This window comes from Picosynechococcus sp. PCC 7117 (assembly GCF_001693275.1).
Lineage (GTDB): Bacteria > Cyanobacteriota > Cyanobacteriia > Cyanobacteriales > MRBY01 > MRBY01.
Window position 1 is genome coordinate 2,642,730 of record NZ_CP016477.1, and the last position, 23,696, is coordinate 2,666,425.

Sequence of the window (23,696 nt, forward strand, 5' to 3'; positions counted from 1 at the left end):
AGCTATTTCACGGAAATTATGGGCGCAAGTAACCTTCCACAACAATCGCGCTGGCAATTTTGGATTGATCGAGGTGGCACCTTTACGGATATCGTCGCAAAACGCCCCGATGGCGGGCTGGTTACCCATAAGTTGCTGTCAGAAAATCCAGAATGTTACCCCGATGCGCCGGTGCAGGGTATCCGGAATTTATTGGGTCTCAGTCCGGATCAATCGATCCCCACTGAAAATATTGAAGTGATCAAAATGGGGACGACGGTGGCGACCAATGCCCTCCTGGAACGGAAAGGCGATCGCCTAGTTCTCGTGATCACCCAGGGCTTTCGGGATGCGTTGCGTATTGGTTATCAACATCGCCCGGATATTTTTGCCCTAGAGATTAAACTGCCGGAGATGCTCTATGAACAGGTGATCGAAGCGCCGGAACGAGTCGATGCCCAAGGCAATATTTTGCAGCCATTGGATCTCGATCAAGTACGGCAGGATTTACAAAACGCTTTTGATGCGGGGATTCGCAGTTGTGGCGTGGTGTTGATGCATGGCTACCGTTACCCTGACCACGAACGAAAAATTGGGGCGATCGCCAAAGAAATTGGGTTTACGCAAATTTCCCTATCCCATGCAGTCAGCCCGTTGATGAAGCTGGTCAGTCGGGGCGATACGACGATGGTAGATGGTTATTTATCGCCAATTTTGCGCCGCTATGTGGATCAGGTGGCGGGTTATCTCCAAGCCGAGAGCCAGGGGCCAAAGCTGATGTTTATGCAGTCCAATGGGGGATTAGCCGAGGCGACGCAATTTCAAGGGAAAGACAGCATTCTCTCCGGGCCAGCGGGGGGCATTGTCGGCGCGGTAAAAACCTGTGCGATCGCCGGCTTTGAGAAAATTATCACTTTTGACATGGGGGGCACCTCCACCGATGTTGCCCACTACGATGGTAGCTACGAACGCAGCTTTGAAACGGAAATTGCTGGGGTACGTTTGAAAACACCGATGATGGCGATCCACACTGTCGCGGCGGGGGGCGGTTCCCTAGTGCAATACGACGGCGCACGGTTTCGGGTCGGGCCAGAATCTGCCGGGGCGCATCCGGGGCCAGCCTGTTACGGCAAAGGGGGGCCACTGACGGTCACCGATTGCAATGTGCTGTTGGGAAAAATTCAGCCAGCTTTCTTTCCGCAGGTTTTTGGCTCAGACGGCAAAGCCCCCCTAGATCGCGTCATTGTTACAGAGAAGTTCCAAGCCCTCGCTGAAAATTTAGCGCAAGAGCCCGCCGAGATTGCCGCTGGTTTTTTGGCGATCGCCGTGGAGAATATGAGTAACGCAATCAAGCAAATTTCCCTGCAACGGGGCCACGATGTGAGTGACTATGCCCTCTGCTGTTTTGGTGGGGCTGGGGGACAACACGCCTGTGCGATCGCCGACACCTTGGGGATTAAAACCATCGTGATCCATCCCTTTGCGGGGGTACTGTCCGCCTATGGCATTGGTTTGGCCGAAATTCGCATCTTAAAGGAAAAAGCCATTGAAAAGGTTTTAGCAGTAGATCTTTTCCCTGAACTAGAAGCAGAATTCCGGCAACTTAAGCACCAGGCCACCGGGGAACTTAGTCAGCAACATCCCCCAAGCCAAGCCGAAATTTTTGAGGAACGGAAAGCCCATCTCAAATACCAGGGCACCGACTCGACGTTAATTGTCACCTTCGCTGATCAAAAAACCATGGTGGCAGAGTTTTCCGCCCTCCACCAACAACGCTATGGGTTTACTCTGCCCGACAAGGCACTGATCGTCGAATCCATTAGCCTAGAACTCATTTGCGAAACCCAAGCCGCGACGGAAACGCCCCATCCCCAACGCACTGCTGGCCCTGTAAAACCGATGGAAACAATTGCGATGTACAGCGGTGGTCAATGGCAACAAACCCCCGTTTATGACCGCGCGACCCTCCAGCCCGGTGATGTTATTCCCAGTCCTGCCCTAATCATCGAAAAAACTGGCACAAACGTCATTGAACCCGGTTGGCAAGGCCGCTTAAATGAATACAATCACTTGATCCTCGAAAAAGTCAGTGACATCTCTCAGGAAATTACACTTGTAGCCACAGATTTCCGTCAACCAGATCCCGTCACCCTCGAAATTTTTAATAATCTCTTCCGGGCGATCGCCGAACAGATGGGCGTGACCCTGCAAAACACCAGTTACTCGGTCAATATCAAAGAACGCCTCGATTTTTCCTGCGCGATTTTCGATCCCCAGGGTCACCTCGTCGCCAACGCCCCTCACATTCCTGTCCACCTCGGCTCCATGAGTGAGAGCGTTTACAGCTTGATCCAGGCCCACGGAACGCACCTCCAACCCGGAGATGTGTATATGTCGAATAACCCCTACAATGGCGGCACCCATTTACCCGACGTGACGGTGATTACGCCTGTTTTCGCGCCGGGACAAGGGGAAAATACTCAGGCTAAACCTTTATTTTTCGTTGCGTCTCGCGGTCACCATGCCGATCTAGGGGGGATTACACCGGGGTCGATGCCGCCCCAAAGCACCCAGATCCAGGAAGAAGGGATTTTAATCGACAATGTTTGCCTTGTGAAACAGGGGAAATTCCAAACGGAAACTGTGGCGCAATTGTTCACGGACGCGGTTTATCCCGTGCGCAATTTAACGCAGAATTTAGCGGATCTCCAGGCGCAAATTGCCGCCAACGAAAAAGGACTCCAGGAACTGCAACGGCTGGTGCGCCATTACGGTCAGGGGATGGTTTTGGCCTATATGCAGCACGTGCAAGATAACGCCGAACAAGCGGTCAAACAGCAGCTTCAACGACTCCGGGATGGAGAATTTACCGTCAATCTAGACAATGGCGATCGCCTCCAGGTCAGCATCCAAATTAATCACGAGCAGCAAACGGCCACGGTGGATTTTACCGGCACTGCCCCCCAATCGAAGACGAATTTTAACGCCCCGAAAGCCGTAACCCAAGCGGCGGTGTTGTACGTTTTTCGGAGCCTAGTACAGGACGATATCCCGCTAAATTATGGTTGTCTAAAGCCGATCAAAGTCATTATTCCTCCAGGCTGTCTGCTCAATCCCCAATATCCGGCAGCGGTGGTGGCGGGCAATGTGGAGGTATCCCAGAATATTACCGATTGTTTGTATGGCGCTTTGGGGGTGATGGCGGCTTCCCAGGGAACAATGAACAACTTCACCTTTGGGAATGCCCAGTATCAATATTACGAAACCATCTGCGGCGGCTCCGGCGCTGGCCCAAATTTCCACGGGACGGATGCGGTGCAAACCCACATGACCAATTCTCGCCTGACGGATCCAGAGGTCTTGGAATGGCGTTTCCCGGTGCTCCTAGAAGAATTTTCCATCCGTAAAAATAGTGGTGGCCCAGGAGAATTTCATGGCGGCAATGGCATGATCCGTCGCTTGCAATTTCGGAAACCAATGACCGCAGCGATCTTGTCCAGTCGGCGATTAGTAGAACCCTTTGGGCTAGAGGGGGGCTTACCGGGCGCTTGTGGGGAAAATAAAGTGATCCGCAGCGATGGCACTGAAACAATATTGCCCAGTACCGTTGAAGTGGCGATGGAAAAAGGCGATCGCCTAGAAATCCAGACCCCTGGGGGGGGTGGCTATGGCTCCCCTAGTTAAATGCCCTTCGCCCCGGTAATTTTCGTCTGATCGTTCACGTAGGCAAAATAAAACTTTGTGCCACTGAGATCGGTTTCGCGTAGGTTACTCCCCAGAAAGCTGGTGTTGTGGAGCACCGCATCCTGGAAATTACTGCCACTGAGGTCTGCCTGGTCGAAATTGGTATTTTGCAGGCGGGTATTGCTGAAATTTGACTTGGGAAAAACCGTTTCGATGCAGGTGGCACAGGACAAATCTGCCCCAGAAAAATCAATGCTGCCCTGGTAATAGGGATATTTTTTGCTGCCTTGGGTGGCACTGCCATTGAGGTTCGTGCCGCAGAGCCGCGCGCCGATAAATTTAACGTTCGACAAATTGGCATTGGCCAACTCCATTCGCTCCAGATTCCCCTGGGAAAAGTCCGCATCTACCAACACCGCTCCTTCCCATTGACTGTTAGTAAATGTCGTTGCCGTAAAGTTGCCTTTTTTGCCGTTGGTTTGGTTGAGGATCGCCCCCGCAAAGCTCGCCTGGAGACAGTTGGTTTCTCCCAGATTGCCCCCGCACCAATGCACATTCTGGAGATTTGCCCCCTGAAAGTTGGCGCGGTAAGCATTGGCCTGATTGAGGGTTGCAGCGGTTAAATTGGCTTGGTTGAAATCAGCGTTCACTAGACAGCTATCCGTTAAGTTAGCTTCTGTCAGATCTGCTTGGCTAAAGTTAGCCAACTCACCGTTGATACCTGTTAAATTCGCTTGCATCAGTTGGGCCTGGCTTAAATTTGTGCCTCCTAGGTTCGCCTGACTCAGATCGGCCCCTCGTAAATTGACCCCCTGCAAATTGGTCTGACTGAGATCCATGCCGCTCAAATCAGCACCGGCGAGGTCGGGTAAATAGGTTTCATATTCCCGGAATTGGTTCCAGGCTTTGATGCCAGCTTCCCCGGCTTTGAGGAGTTGGATCGCGCGCTTAGTGCTGATCAGGTTAGATGACTCCTGGGGCGCTTCACTATCGGGCGGATGTTGGGTAGTCTTTTTTTGTTTGGCTGTTTTTTCAAAGTGAGCAAGAAGTTGTTGGATCTGCTGTTTGATACGGGGTGAGTGCACCACCGATAGGGCTAATTCGAGATAGGTTTTAATTTCTGGGGCGATCGCCACCGGATTATTGTCGAGCAACTGGCGGCTGTAGAGCATTAAAACTTCGCCATAGAGATCGGCGCATTGGGGATCGGTAGGAAATTGCCCGTAGAGACCCTGGGCCTGGGCGATCGCCGCCTGGAAATTTTGTTGATCCCGGAGTTGCCGGACTGTGCGCAATCGATCTGCTTTTTCAGTGCCTTGGAGGTCTTGGTTATATTTTTGTCGCTGTTCTGGATTAGATAAAATTTCGTAAATCTGATTGAGTTCCTTAAAGTCTTCCTCCGCTTGTTTCCGTTGGTCGGCGGGGGTATTGATCGTCAGGGTGTCTGGGTGGAGGGCGATCGCCTTGCGTCGGTAGGCCGTTTTAATTTCCCGTTGGTTGGCCGTAATCTGAATCCCCAAAATCTCGTAATAATTCATAAGTGCCCTGCTGCGACCGATGATTTTCTATCCTAGTGCCCACCCTTTAACCCGTCGCAACGGTGCCGTGATTTATCAACTAAACGTTAAAAATATTTATGCTTGGATACGCAATCGTTATGATCTGAAGGAGTGACAAATAACCCAATCTTTTTTGAATCACCTCATTTTTACTGCTGTTCCGTAGCCCCCGATGCCCCACCAACCCCTACCGATCCAAACCGAAAAACCCGTTTATTCTTGGGCTGGCCATGATTTAGCCTCCCAGGAACTGCAAATGGCGAAAAATGTGGCCTCGCTGCCGTTTGTGTTTAAACACGTTTCCCTGATGCCCGACGTTCACCTAGGGAAAGGAGCCTTGGTGGGTTCTGTCATTGCCACAAAAGATGCCATCATTCCTGCGGCGGTGGGGGTCGATATTGGTTGTGGCATGGCCGCCCTCAAATTGCCCTTTAAAGGCGATCGCCTCGACGGCAAACTTAAGCAAATCCGCAAAGACCTCGAAGCCATTATTCCCGTTGGTTTTGAAGAAAACAAAGACGTTGATAAAACGGTGAGTAATTGGGGCGGCTGGCAAAACTTTAAAGATCTCCACCGGGGCGTGAAAAACCTCGAAAGCAAAGCCCTCAAACAAATGGGTTCCCTCGGTGGCGGCAATCATTTCATTGAGGTGTGCCTCGATGAAGAAAATAATGTGTGGTTAATGCTCCACTCCGGTTCGCGGCATATTGGCAACAAACTTGCCCAATGTCACATTGGCACCGCCAAGGATCTTCTGAAACTCGCGGAAACTAAAGTACCAGATCCCGATCTCGCTTATTTCGTGAAAGGTACGCCGGAATTTGAAGCCTATTGGCGCGATCTCCAATGGGCTCAAAATTATGCTCATTTCAATCGCGATGTGATGCTGGCGCGGTTTAAAAAGGTCATCGAAAAACATCTCGCTGGTGGCAAACCAACAAAAGCCTTGATGGTTGTGAATTGCCATCACAACTATGCCGAACAAGAAACCCATTTCGACGAAGAGATTTACGTCACCCGTAAAGGGGCAGTGCGGGCACGCCAGGAAGACTACGGTATTATTCCCGGTTCCATGGGCGCAAAATCCTACATCGTTAAGGGCAAAGGCAACGTGATGAGCTATTGTTCCTGTAGCCACGGTGCGGGCCGTTTAATGTCGCGGGCCAAAGCTAAAAAAACCTTTACCTTAGATGACTTGGTGGCCCAAACGGCTGGGGTTGAATGTCGCAAAGATACCGGCATCATCGACGAAATTCCCGCCGCCTACAAACCCATCGAACAGGTGATGGCGAAACAGGCAGATTTGGTGGAAGTTGTCGCCACCCTGAAACAAGTGATTTGCATCAAGGGCTAGTGAAAAGGCGACATCGGAAACTGACTGAGGTAGTCCGACGCGACGATCATCGAGCCAATGCCATCGTTGGTAAAGATTTCAAGGAGGAGAGCATGGGGGATCCGCCCGTCGATAATGTGGGCTGCTTTAACGCCTTGGGCCAGCGATCGCACACAACAGGTCACCTTGGGAATCATTCCCCCGGACACAACACCTTGATCAATTAACTCCCGCGCCTGCTGCAGATTCAAGCGGGGAATCAAGGTTGCGGGATTATGGTAATCCTCTAGAATGCCAGGGGTATCGGTGAGTAGGATCAGCTTTTCAGCACTAAGGGCGGCGGCTAGCTCCCCGGCGACGGTATCGGCATTGATATTGTGGGCTTGACCTGTTTCATCGGCAGCCACGCTGGAAATGACGGGCACATAGCCATTTTCCACGAGGGATTGAATCAATTTGGTATCAATGGTGGTCACTTCCCCGACAAAACCAACCCCTTCTTTCCCGACATGGCGGGCTTGGATCATATTGCCATCTTTGCCACAGAGGCCCACGGCAGCGCCACCTTCTTGGTTGATTAAGGAAACAATTTCTTTATTCACCCGACCGACGAGCACCATTTCCACCACATCCATGGTGTCGGCATCGGTAACTCGCAGGCCATCTTTAAACTGGGGTTCGATGTTTAATTTAGCCAGCCAGGTATTAATCTCTGGGCCACCGCCATGGACAACAATCGGCCGCATACCGATACAAGAGAGAAAGACAATGTCGCGAATCACTTTATCTTTGAGGGTGCTGTCTTTCATCGCGGCGCCACCATATTTCACCACAATGGTACGCCCCGCAAATTGTTGCATATAAGGGAGGGCTTCGCTGAGGATGCGGACGCGGGTGGCTTCGACTTCTCTGATGTATTCGCTTTCCATGAATTGTTGTCGTTTCTAGGGATGGACTGAGCCCGGTGATGTGGCTCGACATGGGTCGGTATTGTACGGGATCGGCGATCGCCCCATTTGTTCCCGATTAGCATTTTTAACGAATTTTTAGGTTTGGGTCTTAATTCAAGGGCGATCGCCAATAAATTCTGGCGGTTTCCGCAGCACCGAAGGAATTTGGGCGATGATGTCCTCTGCCACGGCCCGGGGGGGACGATTGCCGGGAATTTGGATATGTAAATCTGCCTCCGCATAACGCGATCGCCGCTGTTGGAGCAGTTGCGTTAATTTGCGCTCAAGATCAACATTTTGCAAAAGGGGGCGCGACGTATCACTCCGCAGCCGTTCTACCAAGATTGGCACTGGCACATCCAGCCAAATGGTCAAACCCTGGCGCAGATAATACCAATTGGCCTGGGACACCACAATACCGCCCCCCGTCGCCACCACCGTCCGGGTTTGTACCGCGATTTGCTTGAGGACTTGGGTTTCGAGTTTGCGAAATTCCGCCTCTCCCATCTCGGCAAAAATCTCACTGATCGACTGCTTTGCTAGGGTTTCAATGATGCTGTCCGAATCCAAACTGCGGTAATTCATCAACTCCGCAATAATTTCTGCGAGGGTACTTTTCCCCGTGCCCATCATGCCGATGAGATAAATATTTAAACCTTTGAGCAAATCATCCATGGATTAGCGAGTCCAAACCGACAGACAACCATCATAAAGGGTTTTTTCCCACTGCCCTAACGACGAGAGCCGAGGGGAATTAAACTGCCCAAAATCAGACCCAGCCCGACCCCAATGGCGAGTAAGATGCCGAAGGGTAAACGCACCGATTGCCACAGAAGAAAGCGGATCGACACCAGTTCAATATTTTGGATTGACACCACCGCCACCACCACCATCACAGCGGCAAGGAGAGACATGGCAATCAAGCGGCCTAGGGTCTGCATGGGTTATGCTCCGCGACTAAACAGCTTGAAATAGCTTGCCACAAAAAATTCCTTGATGGGAAACAACAGATAGGTGAAGGGGTTGATGGTGACAATGATATTGCGAAAATCTCGCCTAGCCCCACCGACGATCCCCTTTGCGACCCAGCGGGCTGACATCACGCCCACGGGATTTAAGGCACTCTTGAATGGCCCTAAAATTAGCTTGCGGATCACGATGGGAGAATCCAACCGCTGTAAAGTAACGAGATCGCCTAAGGCCCGCTTACTCAGTTCATAGAGAGGACTGACGGCGGGACTGACTTCCGCTTCGGAGGTGTTTACCCAAATTTCTTTGCGTACCCGGTCTTGGTTGGTTTCCACGGTGCTAAGGAACAGCTCAATTAAACGCTGCTGGGAAAAGGTATTGATCGCGTAGGATTTGTGGATTGCTGCGGGGGTGCGATCACCATGGACATTGATCCCGTGGTTCAGGACAAGAATGTCAACTTTTTTTAAGGTTTCTAATAAATCTGCTTCTGCGCCGATCTGCCAAGGCACCGTTTGCAGGGGGATTTCTTGATTCTTAATTGTCAGGGAAATGGTTTCTTGGCTCGAAGTGAGGGCGATCGCCTTGGCTCCAGCCTGGTGTAGTTCCGTGAGGAGAGCATGGCCCAGGGTCCCCGAAGCACCGGTTACAGCGATTCGTTTACCTTTGAGAGAAAGTGCCGTGCCCATTAGTTTATCCACGAGGGTAAAGGTGCCACAATAATAGGCCTCCTGGTTATCAAAATGGTGCCGCCAGTGGTAGGGGCGATTCACAAACCAATCCCCTGGTAACTCGGTAAAGTCTCCGGGACGGTGGGTCAGATCCGTCAGTTCATCCACGTAGGGTAAACCCAAACCCCTAGCGATCGCCGCCCCCAAAAACGAGAGCGTATACAAGCAGCCCGCCAATCCCAGCCAAGCCGTCGGCACTGCCAGCGCAACCAATAGCCCCCAAAGCAGTAGCCCAAAACTGAGCATCACCAGCGCCTCTGGCACATCATTGTACCAATGGGCTTTTCGGTAAATTTCCGCGTTGACTGGCGTTAGATCCCGCCGGAAAACCCGATGGTGCCATCCATGGAGGCGGCCCACTGGTTCCCAAACATGGGCAAGGACATGGTACAAATCCCGCACCAGTTCCACCCAAAAGACAGACCCAAAAACCAGACCACTACCGAGAACAAGTTGGCTACTGCTGATCATGCCCAAAGAATTACAAAAGAATTATCGAGAGTTTTTGCTACCCAATTGTTGTAGCATTGTTTCTTTTTCTTGGGAACTTCAGACGTTGCCCAACCTTCCCAGGCTAACAACCCAATCCCCCCCTTTGGCGATCGCCTTAAACCCCACCACACCCTAAACTTGATGTCTGCCAATTTATACTTGACAAAAATAAAAATCAGTGGATTTTAAAGTTGTTTTTGATGGCGATCCCCGCAAGCTTCGACAAAATAAGGCTTTAGGCAGCCCCGCAAATCTTAAGACACCCTGAATTTTTCCCGCTGATTTGCAAGACAATGTATTAGAATGGAGCTAAGTTAACAAAAATTAAAATATGCTGGTTCCAATTCTCATCTTTGATGTTGCCTTAGTTGCGTGGTCACTCCACCTGATGCAACAGGCATTTGACCAACAGGAGTTTTCTCTGATGTTGGCAGGAACCTTAGTTGCCGCCGCCGCCGCTGCCATGATGGTTGTGTACTTTTTGATGAACAACTGTCTCCATCATTTGTTGTTGTCCTGAGAAGCAAGAAATAAAACTCCCAAAATAAAGCCCCCCATGCACGATGGAGGGTTTTATTTTGGCCTCAACCGAAACTGTTGGCACGAAATTTTAAGCTTCTACGCCCACAACGGCACCATCGAGGGCCTCGACTAATTGGCGCACCGTTGCCACCATCGCCAGGGGATCATTGAGTTTATTGATTGCAGAGCCGACGCCAATCCCAGCAGCACCAGCGGCGATCGCCATGGGAGCTGTCACATCAGACAACCCAGACGCACACATCACAGGGACATCTACCGCGCGGGAAATGGCATGGGCTGCAGCCAAGGTGGGCGCTGCCTTTTCGATTAAACCAAGGGTTCCAGCGCTGGTGGGACGGCTGGAAGTGCCCCCTTCTGTTTGGATAATATCTGCACCCGCTGCCACGAGTTGTTCGGCGAGGGCAACCTGCTCATCGAGGGCAAGGATATGGGGAACCGTTACCGAAAGGGTTACGTTAGGTAATAACGCACGGGTTTCTTTAGTGATTGCCAGCACTTCTTCTGCCTCAAAGCGAATCCCCTGGGCGTAGAATGCATCAAAGTTTCCAATTTCCACAAGATCAGCCCCCGCTTCAACCGCATCAGCTAAAACTTGAGCATCAACCCCAGACACGCATACAGGCAGAGAAATGACTTCTTTCACCTGACGAATCAAATCTGCATCGGCGGCAATATCGACGAATGTTGCGCCACCGGCTTCGGCTGCCCGGGCCACAGCGAGAACATTGGTCGCATCAAAGTTATTCAAACCACTAATGACTTTTAATGCCCGACGTTGAGCAAAGGCATCTTTGAGCATGGGATCCATAGAATCAAACAGTTATTCAAAATTTTTGCTTCCCTCTAGTGTATCCTTCAATGTTCCTTCCTTCGCCGCCGGATCGCCTGACTCGCTAAAATTGTTCGCGTCCCCCTAGAGAATCTTGGTAATGCCAGAACAATGTGATGCAAGTTTGAAAGTCTGTGCGCAAAATCTTGGCCTCGACCGAATTGATCGCCATGTGTTTATCTGTGCCGATCAAACGAAGCCCAAATGTTGTGATAAGCAGGCCAGCATTGACGCTTGGAATTATCTCAAAAAACGCCTCAAAGAATTGGGATTAGACGCTCCCAGTGACGCTTTACCCCACATTTTCCGCACGAAAGCGAACTGTCTCCGGGTCTGTAGTCAGGGGCCGATTTTGGTGGTTTATCCCGATGGCATTTGGTATCACAGTGCCACACCAGCGGTCATTGAACGGATTATTCAGGAGCATTTAATCGGCGATCGCCCCGTCCAAGATTATGTATTTATGGCCCATCCCCTACCCGAACCATCGCCAGTAAACCCCGTCCCAAATCCCTAATCCCAGCCAAAATTCCTTTGCTAAGATTTGGCTAACCCTGATCTTTGCGACCCTATTCCTGCCATGAGCGATTTTCCTAATCCCCAAGGTACGACTCTACTCCTGATTGACGACGATCCCAATCTCATTTTGTTAGTGCGCGATTATCTCGAATTTCGCGGCTATGACATGTTGACCGCGGCCAATGGTGTCGAAGGCCTGCAAATCCTCGAAGAGACAACCCCTGACTTAATCATTTGTGATGTGATGATGCCAGAAATGGATGGTTATACCTTTATCCAAAATGTCCGTCAAAATTCGCAAATTAGCTGGATCCCTGTAATTTTCCTCTCGGCAAAAGGGCAAACCCGCGATCGCATCGAGGGCCTGAACCAAGGGGCGGATGTGTACCTTGTGAAGCCTTTTGAACCAGAAGAATTAGTCGCCCAGGTGGAATCGTCGTTAAACCAGGCCCGGCGTATCCTGAGTCATTCTGGGGCGACAACCTCGTCCATGGCCTTTCAGGTGCCGAGTCATGTGGAGCTTACCCCCACGGAAACTAAGGTTGTGAGCTTTGTGGCCCAGGGACTTTCTAACCGGGAAATTGCCGAGAAGCTCAATGTAAGCCAGCGCACCATCGAAAGTCATGTGTCGAATATGTTGAACAAAACCAGCTTAAATAACCGCACGGAACTGGCGCGGTGGGCCATGGACAGTCGATTGGTGTAAAAAGCTTGACAATTTCCGGTGCGCTTTTGCTATACTTGCATACGGTTTAGAGACCAATGCCCACGTAGCTCAGTTGGTAGAGCAGCTGATTTGTAATCAGCCGGTCGCAGGTTCAAGTCCTGTTGTGGGCTTTTAAAATTGAATGTTTACCAAACAAATGAGGAAAGGCGATCGCCTTTTACTGAAGGAGCACCATGGCGGCGGAAATTATCTGTGTTGGCACTGAGATTCTTTTGGGAGATATCGTCAATAGCAATAGCCAGTACCTTGCCCAGGAGTTCGCAAAGCTTGGCATCAGCCATTATTTTCAGTCTGTGGTGGGAGACAATATTGCTCGCATCCATTCCCTCCTAGAGATTGCCGTGCAACGGGGGACAGAAATTATTGTCTTTACGGGTGGCCTTGGCCCCACCCCCGACGATCTCACCACCGAGGCGATCGCCGCCTATTTCCAAACGCCCCTCGTCGAGCGACCAGAGATTGTCGCCGATATCACCACAAAATTTGCCCAACGGGGGCGCATCATGACCCCCAACAACCGTAAACAAGCCCTTTTGCCGGAGGGAGCGGAGATTCTCCCAAATCCGACGGGAACTGCCCCTGGTCTGATTTGGCAACCCATTGAGGGACTAACAATTTTTACCTTTCCGGGCGTCCCTGGGGAAATGAAGCGGATGTGGCAAGAAACTGCTGTCCCCTACCTCAAGGCCCAAGGCTACGGTCAGATTGTGATTCACAGTGAAATGATGCGCTTCCGGGGTATTGGTGAATCGAGTCTGGCCGCTAAAGTGAATCATCTTTTTGCATTGACGAACCCGACCGTAGCTCCCTATGCCTCTAAGGGAGAAGTCAAGTTACGGGTGGCAGCCCGGGCAGAATCCGTTGCCGCAGCTAAAAAATTAATGGATCCGGTGGTTGCAGAAATTAAGGCGATCGCCGGATTGGATTATTTCGGTTCCGATGGGGCCAGTCTCCCCCTAGTCATCGGCGACTTACTGCGGACGCGCCAGGAAACCCTAGCCGTTGCCGAATCTTGCACTGGCGGCGGCCTAGGCGCACTAATTACAAGCGTTTCCGGCAGCTCCGACTACTTTTTGGGGGGTATTGCCGCTTATGCTAATGCCGTAAAAATAAACCTTCTCGGCGTGAATTCCGCCGACCTGCAAAACCAGGGGGCCGTCAGTGAAACCGTGGCCCAACAAATGGCGCTGGGGGCCAAACAAGCCCTCGGTAGCGATTGGGGCATTGGCATTACCGGCATTGCTGGCCCGAAGAGTGATGACTCCGCCAAACCCATCGGCTTGGTTTGTATCGCCTGGGCCGATCCCCAAAATCACGTATTTAGCCACACCTACCGCTACGGTACAGACCGAGACCGGGAATTAATTCGTTACCTGAGTGCCTGTGATGCCCTCGATGGCCTCAGGCGATATTTAAAGAACGACAAATCTTAAAGTTTTGTTACGAAATATTATGGTTTCTGAGGAAAAAGTCTAAGCCCTAACTAAGGATTCGGCGATCGCGCCCCGAAAAGCTTGTGTTATTCTTAATATATCTATAAGAACAACGTACCAAAGACGCCAAGATTTATGATGAATAAATTAGAGCGTGGTACATCGAGTTTACAGGAGTCGTCTTTTTGATGGGCTATATCGAAAAAGTACTGGAAAAACTCAGAGAGTGGGCGGGCAAAGTCATTGAAACCCTCCTTGGGCCAGCGGCCGAACCTGAGCCTGAACTCATCCCGATCCCTGTCCACGACCGTCAACGTCGCCGCTACTAAAGGCCTCGGACGTTGGGATGCTAACCTTATTAGTTAATCTGCGTTAGGTTCACCACCGTTGTCCACCCTGAATATCCTTGTGCTCCACGGGCCCAATTTAAATTTGTTGGGCTTACGGGAGCCTGAAATCTACGGCGCCACAACCCTCAAAGACATCAATGCCCGCCTCGAAAAGGAGGCAAAAGCTCTTGATGCCTCTCTGCACTGTTTTCAATCCAACCATGAGGGCGCGTTAGTCGATCAGATCCAGGCCGCCCTCGGTAAATTTTCTGGCATTTTGATTAATCCGGCGGCCTACACCCACACCAGTGTCGCCCTTAGGGATGCTTTAGCGGCGGTAAATTTACCCACCATAGAGGTGCATCTCAGCAATATTCACCAGCGCGAAACCTTCCGTCACCATTCCTATATCGCGCCCATTGCAGTGGGTCAAATCTGCGGCTTTGGGGCGGAAAGTTACTATCTCGGTTTACGGGCTTTGGTAAACCATATCCGCGCTAGATAAAAATCGCCATGGTGCAGCGGAGTACAGGAATTTGGCTGGTGATCGCCTTAGGACTTGGGGGAATCACCTGGGCTGTTACGCAACGACAAAATACCTTAACACCCTCAGAATCAGGTTTCGTTGCCGCAGATGCTGAGGTGCTTCTTCCCATTCAGGAAGCGGAGATCCAGACTTTATCTTTAGACATTCAAGGGGAAACCCTCAACTTTGAACAACGCTTTGCACCCGTCCCTCAATGGTGGCTGACTAGTCCCGTTGAAAAACCGGCAAATCGGGGGGCGATCGCCTATTTGCTCAATTTACTCATCGAACCCCAGGGTTACGCTAGTTTTTCTGTGGCCTCTGAGGAACTGGCCGATTATGGCCTCCTTGAACCCAAAGCTGTGGTCACGCTCCAAACAGCGGCAACTCAACCCTCTCAACTCAGCCTCGGCACTGAAAATTTTGACCAAACCAAAATCTATGGTCGCCTAAATGATGAAAATATTGTTTTAGTCTTGCCGCTGGAATTTCGTCATGCTGTAACCCGGCAGTTGTCGGAATGGGTGGATGAAAGTTAAGCGTCAACATTCTAAAGAAATTGTTAGGATCAAATTCCTTTTGTGGTGTATGTTAAGGGTTTCTAACGTGAACGTTCGGGCAATGAGAAGATGGTGAATATTGCGGTTGTTGACTACGACATGGGGAATCTCCACTCCGCCTGCAAAGCCCTAGAAAAAGCGGGGGCAACTCCCACAATCACGGATCAATCGGAACAAATCCTGGGGGCCGATGCGGTCGTTTTACCGGGGGTTGGGGCGTTTGATCCGGCGATGCAACATCTCCGCGATCGCCACCTCGAAGCTTCCATTCACCAGGCGATCGCCAGTGGCAAACCCTTCCTCGGCATTTGTTTGGGGATGCAAATTTTATTTGACAGTTCCGCCGAAGGCACAGAAAAAGGTTTAGGCATTATTCCCGGCAGCGTGAAACGATTTCAGCCAGAGCCAGAGATTACCATTCCCCACATGGGCTGGAACCAACTGCAACTAACCCAACCGGATCATCCCATTTGGCAGGATTTACCGAAAGATCCCTTTGTTTATTTTGTGCATTCTTTTTATGTGGCCCCGACAGATCCTGAAGTAAATGCCGCCACCGTCACCCACGGCCAGCAAACCGTCACAGCGGCGATCGCCAAAGATAATTTAGTTGCGATGCAATTTCACCCCGAAAAATTCTCAGCAATTGGCCTAAAAATCCTCGAAAATTTTGTGCACTGGGTTAAGCAGCAATGAAATTCTTCAAGTCTCTTGTAGAAAAATGATTTAGAGATTTATTAAAGTCTCCCTTCCGAAGAGAGATTTAGAGGGATATCCCCCTTCCCAATCAACTTTCTTTACCTTTACCGTTTTCCTTTACCATGGCCCAAATCAAACTGATGCACGCGAAACTCCACCATTTGCGGGTGACCCAGGCTGAGCTAGATTATGTGGGCAGCATCACCATCGACCAAGCCCTGATCGAGAAAGTGGGAATTTTGCCCCTCGAAGAAGTCAATATCTGGAACGTAGAAAATGGTAACCGCCTGACCACCTACGTTTTGCCTGGTGAGCGAGATAGTGGTGTCGTCTGTCTCAATGGTGCGGCGGCCCATCTTTGTAGCCCAGGCGATCGCCTGATTGTCGCAGCCTATGAATTACGCGATCGCGCCAGTGTTTTAGCGCAAGGTCATACAGCAAAAGTGATCCTGGCCGATGAGCAAAACCGCTGCCAGACGTTTTTTGAGCAACGCCTCAATCCCCAAGGCCAACCAGGGGCTAACTTACAGGTAACAGATCAATCCTCAGTGACGACGGACGCACCGATGCTAATTTGCTAACGATCCCTACAAATAGGGTGATAAGCATTGGTTGAATTTTCGCGGTAGGATAACAGTTAGCTCTAAGCGTGCTTTGTTATACCGAAAAACTATGTTAAAGAAATTTTTATCTCGCCTTGTGGCGATCGCCCTGGTGATTATGGTGAGCGTAACCGGGCTAACAGCCTGTAGCGGCACCAGTGCCAGTGGCCTAACCGGGAAATATGTAGATGATACTTTGCTCGTCGTCGAAAATCTGACTGAAGCCATTCAACTACCTGGCGATGCCCCTAACCGTAGCGAAGTGCAGGCAGCGGCCCGCTTGCAGATGAATGAATACATGTCCCGCTATCGTCGTGACCCCAAAACCTCTGGGTTGCGTTCTTTCACTACCATGCAAACTGCATTGAATGCTTTGGCTGGCTATTACAGTTCCTTTGGTAGTCGCCCCTTACCTGAAAAATTAAAAACACGTTTAGCGACAGAATTTGAAAAAGCGAATATTGCTGTTAAACGTGGAATTTAATTAATCATCTCCAAAGATATTTAAGGAATTGACAAATAGTTATGTTAATTCCTTTTTTATTTCTTTGCAAACCAAAAGAGAAAAAAATGCTCTGTTTAAGCAATATGAATTCATAGATTTTTTTATACTTCTACTTTTAACCAATGAAGCCGATCAATGCTCTAAGAGAATCAATAAATAAGCAATGAAAAAAATCAAAATTGGATTTATCATTTCTAAGTACAAAGGACTAGCCACCAAATATAATTATGGGCTAGAACAAAACACTTATTTTCTGGTGCAGTTATTTCGCTCTATTCCAGAATTTGATGTTTCCTATGTCATTTGTGAGGAAAATGTCCTGGAGGAATCTCTAAAAAATCGTGTGGAAGTTGGAGAAGATACGCCATTAGTTGAACAAAAAGATCTCAACCCAGATTTAGATAGCCACTTAATCTATGATGTATTGATCACGACAGAGGCTTATCTTGCGCCTAACTTAATGAAAAAAATCAAGGAAAAGTACTCCACTAAAATTGTTGAATTTCATGCTGGGATCATCATGTGGGGGTTGATTGAAGATGTTATTTACAATATTGAAAATCGTTTTAGCGGTGCACTTCTTCAACGTGAACCCGGCATGGTTGATGAAATCTGGATATCACCTCATCATGCCTATCACAAATCCTATGTCGAGACAGTCTCTAAATCTCGAGTGACGATTAGTCCTTATTTATATGAACCTTGGTTTTTGCAAAAATTAGAAGTTGATCGAATAACTATCAATCCTAATTTTAACCCACGCTATCAAAAGAATAATAGTAAGCATATTGGCATATTAGAACCCAATATCAATCTTGTAAAAAATTTTGTGATTCCGACAACAATTGTAGAATCTTTATATTCCCAAGATTCGTCTATTTTTGGACGCAAGAATGCTCGAATTTATTGCTCCAATCATATTATTGAACGTCAGGCTTTTAAGCATTTTTATAGCTATCTGAGTTGCCAAAAGATTTTATCTTCTGAAAAACGCTATCCAGTAATTGATATTTTTCACTCTGACTGCAGTCTAGTTATCAGCCACCAACATCTCTGTGAACTAAACTATCTTTATCTTGATGCTTTGTATTACGATATTCCTCTAGTCCATAACTCTCCTTTCTTGCAAGATTGCGGTTACTACTATCCGGAATTCGATGTCAAAAAAGGTGCACTAGCTCTTAAACAGGCCTTAACGGAGCATGATCTGAAGTTAGACGAGTATAGAGATCAAGCTCAAAAGACTTTGTATCGGTACAGTACTAAGAATCCAGACAATATTCGTGGTTACCGAAGCATTATCCAAAATTTGGTTAATGATCAACTTGAACAAGCATAAGCACTACGGCTACATTTCTTATGTGCTTCAAAAAGTGGATTGAATTCATGATGACCAGTATCAGAAAGTCATAAAAGTCACATTGATTAATACATGAGATATAGTCATGTATTACGCAAAAGACTTAAGAAAAACAAATACTGCAACACAAAGACATTTGCTGTTTTTCGGAAGGTTTCGAGGTATATTTTGGAAGCAATCAGTTCACACACCTGTTTCGTCTCCTCAAAACGGCACTCTCTTAGACTAGTTTGCTAAACCTAAATTCTTGACAAACGCAATAAGTTAAAATCTGGGCTTTGCAATCCAGGAAAGATTTTTAAGGTGACTAGTCTAAACAGTACAACTAGGGAAACAATTCTCCAATGAAAATCAAAAATTATAGCCTCTTATTCAACAACATCCTTGGACTTGCTGTCCTCCTCAGTGGTTGGTCTTTTGCATCGCCTCGTGCAGCAGCACAAGCTTGTCCTGCCCAAACAATTGATGGTGTTACTGTAATTAGCTCTGTCTCTTTTCAGAACTTCCAATTGAACATCACTACTGCGGAAGTGGCAACTGAAGGTTCTACTCAAAATGCTGTTGATAATTTAGTTAGTTGCAACAATGCTAACTCCACCAACATCGTGAGTAACGCTAACGATATCGCGACCAACTCCACCAACATTGTGAGCAACGCTAACGATATCGCGACCAACTCCACCAACATTGTGAGCAACGCTAACGATATTGCGACCAACTCCACCAACATTGTGAGCAACGCTAACGATATTGCGACCAACTCCACCAACATTGTGAGCAACGCTAACGATATCGCGACCAACTCCACCAACATTGTGAGCAACGCTAACGATATTGCGACCAACTCCACCAACATTGCGACCAACGCTGCTGACATTGCTGATCTTAAGCAAGATGTCAAGGAGCTCAGAGCTGGTGTAGCTAGTGTTATTGCAATGGATAATGCAGAACCTGAACTACGTCCTGGCCACCGCTTTGGTATTGGTGTTGGTTTTGGTACTTTCCAAGACGAAACGGCCCTCGGTGCCGCCGCAAAATTCCTCTTCACTGATCCAAACAGTACCGGTACGGCTGTGACTTTTAAAGGTAGTGCCGGATGGGGATTGAATGAAGATACATTCTCAGCAGGTGCTGGTCTCGGTATTAGTTTCTAAGATCACATCCTATTGATTGGGTAGAATTTTTTTCTCTACTTTAAGTAAGATAAACCTCGTACTTTATATCTTTAGGTATGAGGTTTATTTTTTATAAAAAAATGACTTACGACACTAATGCCAAGTGTAGACTAAGGTGATTTAGCCTATCTACTCAAAAAAACTTTCATTTGCAATATATGATGAATAAATATCAAAATCAAATTATCCAATTTAAAATCTTTGGAGAGCGCCACACTGCAACAAATGCGATCGCGAGATTACTGATACAAAACTTTGATTTAGATTATCCTTACTATGATTTCCTCGGTTGGAAACATCGCAAAGCTCCTAATGCAGAGGAATTGCAAAATAAGCCCTTGGTTGCTCGCACATTATTTATTATCACAGTACGTCATCCCTATGAATGGGCGGCAGCAATGCACCGTTGGCCGTACTGCGATTCTGATGCAGTCATTCACCGGTACAGTTTCAAGCGATTCTTAGACTATCCCATTGAAGACTACGCAAGTATTTTAGATATGTGGAATCAAAAATATGCTAGCTATCAAAAGTTCATCGAACTGGTGCCCTATGTAAAAGTTATTCGATATGAAGATTTCAAAAAAGATCAATTAGCTGTTCTTCAGGATTTATATCAATGGATACCTCAACCAGAAAAGCCGGAAATTTTTAACCAATATATGCATGGTGGCGTTGGTTGGAATTTAACTTTAACGAATCGCACTATTGAAAAACTTATCTATCAACATTGGCTACAATTTCCAGTGGATGCTAGTAATTCTAGTGCCCCTCAAAAACCTCTGGAACCAATTACTGATGACATTGCTAGCATGATTGATAAGCAGATAGATGATTCAGTTTTACGTTATTATTACCCGACGCTTGCTTAACTAAATTTTTCACAATTATTTGCCAAAAGCACTGATCCTAGCGGAGATATTTTTGCAGTGCTTTAAGCAGTTCGTCTGGTGTACCTGTCTTTGAAATAAAGTCTGTGACCCCAGTTAAGCGCCCTTTAACGCGATCAAAAAGACGATTATTATCGGTCATGAGCAAGACTGGTGTTTGACGAAATAGTGATAGTTTTTTCAATTGGGTACAAAATTCAAGGCCATTTGTGTTGCCATCAAGTTCTAGATCTAAAAGGATGAGATTCGGTTTTTCTGTTAAGAGATCCGGCAGTGCCTTGGTGAGATCGGCGATCGCCAAATAACGATAACGCTGTTGCTTGAGGATTTGACGGAGGTGCTGATGTTGTTTGGAGTCTAGGCTTAGATAGGCGATGAGTGGCTGATTCTCAGCAATCACTGGTTTTGAAGCCGTCGGCTGGGGGGGAGCATTCGTCAGCGGTGACGACAGATCATCTAACATCTTGACATCAATAAACCCTAACTTCATGTAGGGCATCAAGAGTCGGGCGACCTGGGGCACATCCTGTTTGAGACGGATCGATAAATCCCAAAAGGTTCGCCGTCCCGTGACCAAACTCGTTAGTAACTGGTAATTGGCTTCCGAAGAGCGCGCCTGTAACAGATCTGGTTTAACAATAACAGGGGCAACCTGGGGCGACAGGTGGGCAATCTCTAGATTATTCCACTGTTCAAAGAGTCGCCAAGCTCGCAAAATACTTTGGGCTGGGTCAATTAAAATCAGCGGATCTTCCTGCTGCTCTGTGACGGGGTCGAAATGGTAGGTGACTTGCGTACTCTGGCTGACTTCAAAAAAAATCTCGGTGGCGATCGCCTCAATCATGCGACGAATTTGATCACGCGTAATCCGTTGTTGCCCATGCCAAGTTTGAATCAAATCATATTCCCAATGCAGTTTAATCGCCTGGGATGTAATGGCCGATAAACCCTGTTGCAATAGTTGCGTATTGGCCGCGATGTGGGGCATTTGAGCCGTCAGATGACGCCGCCAACGCCGTACCGAGTGGGTTCCCCCCGAAGCATAGATCAGACGACCAAAATACAGGAAAAAAGACCATTGATGCGATCGCGGATCCGTCAAGATCAAGCGACCTGTGAACTGCGGCATTTTGAGGGTCTGAAAAAGGGTTGTTTGCTTCGCTGCATCAAAATTGCGAATCGGAATTTCCGGGGGCAAGTTGGCATTTGTCATCGCATAACCCTTAAGCTTCAAAATAGAAACACCACTGCAACATTAATTGACAAACAAACCGCAGTGATTGCCTACACTAATACTCAATACTAAGTCATTTATTCTGTTCCTATCATCACCATGACACACCAAAGTACAGATTTTTCCCGTTTAGCCAAACACCTCGAAGCCTATACCCGTAAGTATGCCCATGAAGTGCTGCTACTTCACCTAGGCCACGGGGAAATAGAAGACCAAATTATTATTTTTAAAGGCTTTTCTAGTTCTTTGATGCAGCCAACAGACTATAATCCCGATAACCCAGTTCTAGCAGAAATGCCAATTCTCAGGATTGATCGTCTCCAAAGTCCCTACAATCCAAACCAGCCTATTTTCCTCGAACAAAACCTTTCCCTAGAACAGATGCAGCAATACCTGAGCGATGCCGACATCTGTTAAAGGCTAATTTCTCTAACCGACAAAAAAAGGAGAGCCACCTTGTGACTCCCCCAATCATCAGGGTGCATCTACTATCTTTAATATAGCCCAGTCTACCTGGGGGGACAATCCCCTCACCCCAAGAAAATTTCTAGCCCCGCAGTTTCTGGGCCAGGATTTGGTTGAGCAGTTTCGGATCAGCACGGCCGCTGGTTTTCTTCATCAGTTGCCCCACAAAAAAGCCCTGTAACTTTGTTTTTCCGGCGCGGAATTGTTCTACTTTCTCAGGATTGGCGGCCAAAACTTCGTCCACCATGGCCTCTAGGGCACCTGTGTCTGAAATTTGGGTCAAGCCGCGACTATCAACAATTGCCTTGGGCGAACCGCCTTGCTCTAACAGTTCCGGGAGAATTTCTTTGGCAATTTTGCCGCTAATGGTGCCATCGTGAATTAAATTGACGAGTTCAGCTAATTGCGTTGCCTTTAGGGGAAGCTCAACAATCGTTAGACCGACATTTTTATTGAGGTGGGCAGCGATGTCTTGGGTCACCCAGTTGGTCACTTGTTTGGGATCTGCCCCAGCCGCCACAGCCGCTTCAAAGTATTCAGCTACGTCGCGGTCATCGGTTAAAACTCTCGTGTCATAGGAAGACAGACCATACTCAGTTTCGTAACGCTCTCGTTTTTGGGCGGGGGTTTCGGGGAGTTCGGCAGCCCATTTTTCTAGTTGTGCTGGGGTCACTTCAATGGGGGGCAGGTCTGGCTCTGGAAAATAACGGTAATCGCTGGAGCCTTCTTTTTTCCGCATACTAAAGGTGCGTTGGCTACTTTCATCCCAGAGGCGCGTTTCTTGGTAGATGGGTTCCCCTGTTTCGACGGCTTTGATTTGTCGCTCGATTTCGTAGTCGATCGCCTTTTGGATCGCACTGAAAGAGTTCATATTTTTGATTTCGACTTTGGTACCGAATTCTTCTTGGCCGACGGGGCGAATGGAAATGTTTACGTCACAGCGGAGAGAGCCTTCTTGCATGTTGCCATCGCCGATGCCGAGATAGCGGACGAGGCGGCGCAATTCCTGGGCGTATTCAGCAGCTTCTTTCCCAGAACGAATATCGGGTTCGGAGACAATCTCCAGGAGCGGAATCCCGGTACGATTGAAATCCACTTTAGAGTAGGTAGAACCCGCGAGGCGATCGCTCCCGGCATGGACTAATTTTCCGGCGTCTTCTTCCATGTGGAGGCGGGTCACGCCAATGGTTTTTTTGACGGGGGGGTCACTGGGTTTGTCGGCGATTTCAATTTCTAGGTGACCATGCTCAACAATGGGCAGATCGAATTGGGAGATTTGATAGTTTTTGGGTAGGTCTGGATAAAAATATTGTTTTCGGTCAAATTTGCTGTAGGGGCTGATTTTTGCATTGAGGGCCAGGCCCATTTTCACCGCCGATTCCAGCACCTTTTCGTTTAAAACGGGCAAAACTCCAGGATAGCCTAGGCAGACGGGACAGACATTGCTGTTGGGGTCGCTGTCAAATTTAGTAGAACAATGACAAAAAATTTTGCTGGCGGTATTGAGCTGACAATGGGTTTCGAGCCCAATAATCGCTTCATACTCGGTTTTGCGGGGTGCTGCAACTGCCATAGGACTTTTTTTATTTAGGAAACGTACAAA

At 48.4% G+C, this 23,696-nt stretch carries 24 protein-coding genes and 1 tRNA gene; 17 read left to right on the top strand and 8 right to left on the bottom strand.

Annotated features, from left to right (window positions below; genetic code table 11):
* The first annotated feature begins 18 nt into the window (after positions 1–18).
* A complete protein-coding gene (locus AWQ22_RS12660; protein WP_065711312.1) occupies positions 19–3,663 on the top strand; it encodes a hydantoinase B/oxoprolinase family protein in 3,645 nt (1,214 codons plus the stop codon).
* Here AWQ22_RS12660 and AWQ22_RS12665 read toward each other — a convergent pair.
* Positions 3,660–5,201 carry a pentapeptide repeat-containing protein gene (locus AWQ22_RS12665; protein WP_065711313.1) on the bottom strand — a complete coding sequence of 514 codons (1,542 nt, stop codon included), beginning with the start codon at positions 5,199–5,201 and terminating at the stop codon, positions 3,660–3,662. The two genes, AWQ22_RS12660 and AWQ22_RS12665, sit on opposite strands and share 4 nt — an antisense overlap.
* A gap of 193 nt (positions 5,202–5,394) precedes the next feature.
* Between AWQ22_RS12665 and AWQ22_RS12670 the strand changes: the two genes are divergently transcribed.
* Positions 5,395–6,576, top strand: coding sequence for an RtcB family protein (locus tag AWQ22_RS12670; RefSeq protein WP_065711314.1), 1,182 nt, complete (start codon positions 5,395–5,397; stop codon positions 6,574–6,576).
* Here AWQ22_RS12670 and argB read toward each other — a convergent pair.
* The 4 genes from argB to AWQ22_RS12690 form a co-directional block, all read right to left on the bottom strand.
* A complete protein-coding gene (argB, locus tag AWQ22_RS12675; RefSeq protein WP_012308112.1) occupies positions 6,573–7,484 on the bottom strand; it encodes an acetylglutamate kinase in 912 nt (303 codons plus the stop codon). The genes AWQ22_RS12670 and argB overlap by 4 nt on opposite strands.
* Positions 7,485–7,619: 135 nt before the next feature.
* Positions 7,620–8,180, bottom strand: a complete 561-nt coding sequence (locus AWQ22_RS12680; protein WP_012308113.1) for a shikimate kinase — start codon at positions 8,178–8,180, stop codon at positions 7,620–7,622.
* 56 nt (positions 8,181–8,236) lie between these two features.
* A complete protein-coding gene (locus AWQ22_RS12685; RefSeq protein ID WP_012308114.1) occupies positions 8,237–8,446 on the bottom strand; it encodes a lipopolysaccharide assembly protein LapA domain-containing protein in 210 nt (69 codons plus the stop codon).
* Positions 8,447–8,449: 3 nt separating this feature from the next.
* The gene (locus tag AWQ22_RS12690) at positions 8,450–9,676 is read right to left on the bottom strand and encodes a bifunctional sterol desaturase/short chain dehydrogenase (protein WP_012308115.1); all 1,227 of its coding nucleotides are present in this window, start codon (positions 9,674–9,676) and stop codon (positions 8,450–8,452) included.
* Positions 9,677–10,028: 352 nt separating this feature from the next.
* Between AWQ22_RS12690 and AWQ22_RS12695 the strand changes: the two genes are divergently transcribed.
* Positions 10,029–10,217, top strand: coding sequence for a hypothetical protein (locus AWQ22_RS12695; RefSeq protein ID WP_030007610.1), 189 nt, complete (start codon positions 10,029–10,031; stop codon positions 10,215–10,217).
* A gap of 90 nt (positions 10,218–10,307) precedes the next feature.
* On the opposite strand, the gene AWQ22_RS12700 is transcribed toward AWQ22_RS12695, so the two are convergent.
* On the bottom strand, positions 10,308–11,048 hold the full coding sequence (locus AWQ22_RS12700) for a DUF561 domain-containing protein (protein WP_065711315.1): 741 nt from the start codon (positions 11,046–11,048) through the stop codon (positions 10,308–10,310).
* A 121-nt stretch (positions 11,049–11,169) separates the two neighbouring features.
* Between AWQ22_RS12700 and AWQ22_RS12705 the strand changes: the two genes are divergently transcribed.
* From AWQ22_RS12705 to AWQ22_RS12760, 13 genes are all read left to right on the top strand, one after another.
* The gene (locus tag AWQ22_RS12705) at positions 11,170–11,586 is read left to right on the top strand and encodes a ferredoxin (protein ID WP_065711316.1); all 417 of its coding nucleotides are present in this window, start codon (positions 11,170–11,172) and stop codon (positions 11,584–11,586) included.
* Positions 11,587–11,649: 63 nt separating this feature from the next.
* Positions 11,650–12,294, top strand: coding sequence for a response regulator transcription factor (locus AWQ22_RS12710; protein WP_030007607.1), 645 nt, complete (start codon positions 11,650–11,652; stop codon positions 12,292–12,294).
* A gap of 58 nt (positions 12,295–12,352) precedes the next feature.
* A tRNA-Thr gene (locus AWQ22_RS12715) sits at positions 12,353–12,425 on the top strand.
* A 63-nt stretch (positions 12,426–12,488) separates the two neighbouring features.
* Positions 12,489–13,748: a competence/damage-inducible protein A gene (locus AWQ22_RS12720; RefSeq protein ID WP_065711317.1), complete on the top strand. Its 1,260-nt coding sequence runs from the start codon at positions 12,489–12,491 to the stop codon at positions 13,746–13,748.
* A gap of 185 nt (positions 13,749–13,933) precedes the next feature.
* Positions 13,934–14,077: a hypothetical protein gene (locus tag AWQ22_RS16770; RefSeq protein WP_156785477.1), complete on the top strand. Its 144-nt coding sequence runs from the start codon at positions 13,934–13,936 to the stop codon at positions 14,075–14,077.
* 58 nt (positions 14,078–14,135) lie between these two features.
* On the top strand, positions 14,136–14,582 hold the full coding sequence (gene aroQ / locus AWQ22_RS12725; protein WP_065711318.1) for a type II 3-dehydroquinate dehydratase: 447 nt from the start codon (positions 14,136–14,138) through the stop codon (positions 14,580–14,582).
* A gap of 8 nt (positions 14,583–14,590) precedes the next feature.
* Complete coding sequence (locus tag AWQ22_RS12730; protein ID WP_065711319.1) at positions 14,591–15,142, top strand: DUF4340 domain-containing protein; 552 nt, start codon at positions 14,591–14,593, stop codon at positions 15,140–15,142.
* A gap of 90 nt (positions 15,143–15,232) precedes the next feature.
* The gene (gene hisH / locus AWQ22_RS12735) at positions 15,233–15,859 is read left to right on the top strand and encodes an imidazole glycerol phosphate synthase subunit HisH (RefSeq protein ID WP_065711320.1); all 627 of its coding nucleotides are present in this window, start codon (positions 15,233–15,235) and stop codon (positions 15,857–15,859) included.
* Positions 15,860–15,984: 125 nt separating this feature from the next.
* On the top strand, positions 15,985–16,443 hold the full coding sequence (panD, locus tag AWQ22_RS12740; protein ID WP_065711321.1) for an aspartate 1-decarboxylase: 459 nt from the start codon (positions 15,985–15,987) through the stop codon (positions 16,441–16,443).
* Between the two features lie 91 nt (positions 16,444–16,534).
* Positions 16,535–16,948 carry a photosystem II protein Psb27 gene (gene psb27 / locus AWQ22_RS12745; RefSeq protein ID WP_065711322.1) on the top strand — a complete coding sequence of 138 codons (414 nt, stop codon included), beginning with the start codon at positions 16,535–16,537 and terminating at the stop codon, positions 16,946–16,948.
* A 184-nt stretch (positions 16,949–17,132) separates the two neighbouring features.
* The gene (locus AWQ22_RS12750; RefSeq protein WP_065711323.1) at positions 17,133–18,308 is read left to right on the top strand and encodes a DUF2827 family protein; all 1,176 of its coding nucleotides are present in this window, start codon (positions 17,133–17,135) and stop codon (positions 18,306–18,308) included.
* Between the two features lie 365 nt (positions 18,309–18,673).
* Complete coding sequence (locus AWQ22_RS12755) at positions 18,674–19,483, top strand: YadA-like family protein (RefSeq protein WP_065711324.1); 810 nt, start codon at positions 18,674–18,676, stop codon at positions 19,481–19,483.
* 179 nt (positions 19,484–19,662) lie between these two features.
* Positions 19,663–20,376: a sulfotransferase family protein gene (locus AWQ22_RS12760; RefSeq protein ID WP_065711325.1), complete on the top strand. Its 714-nt coding sequence runs from the start codon at positions 19,663–19,665 to the stop codon at positions 20,374–20,376.
* Between the two features lie 37 nt (positions 20,377–20,413).
* Here the strand turns inward: AWQ22_RS12760 and AWQ22_RS12765 are convergent, their stop codons facing one another.
* A complete protein-coding gene (locus AWQ22_RS12765; RefSeq protein ID WP_065711326.1) occupies positions 20,414–21,607 on the bottom strand; it encodes a response regulator in 1,194 nt (397 codons plus the stop codon).
* A 120-nt stretch (positions 21,608–21,727) separates the two neighbouring features.
* Between AWQ22_RS12765 and AWQ22_RS12770 the strand changes: the two genes are divergently transcribed.
* On the top strand, positions 21,728–22,045 hold the full coding sequence (locus tag AWQ22_RS12770; RefSeq protein ID WP_012308130.1) for a hypothetical protein: 318 nt from the start codon (positions 21,728–21,730) through the stop codon (positions 22,043–22,045).
* A gap of 130 nt (positions 22,046–22,175) precedes the next feature.
* Here AWQ22_RS12770 and gatB read toward each other — a convergent pair whose 3' ends face one another.
* Positions 22,176–23,666 carry an Asp-tRNA(Asn)/Glu-tRNA(Gln) amidotransferase subunit GatB gene (gene gatB, locus AWQ22_RS12775; protein ID WP_065711327.1) on the bottom strand — a complete coding sequence of 497 codons (1,491 nt, stop codon included), beginning with the start codon at positions 23,664–23,666 and terminating at the stop codon, positions 22,176–22,178.
* Positions 23,667–23,696 lie beyond the last annotated feature (30 nt).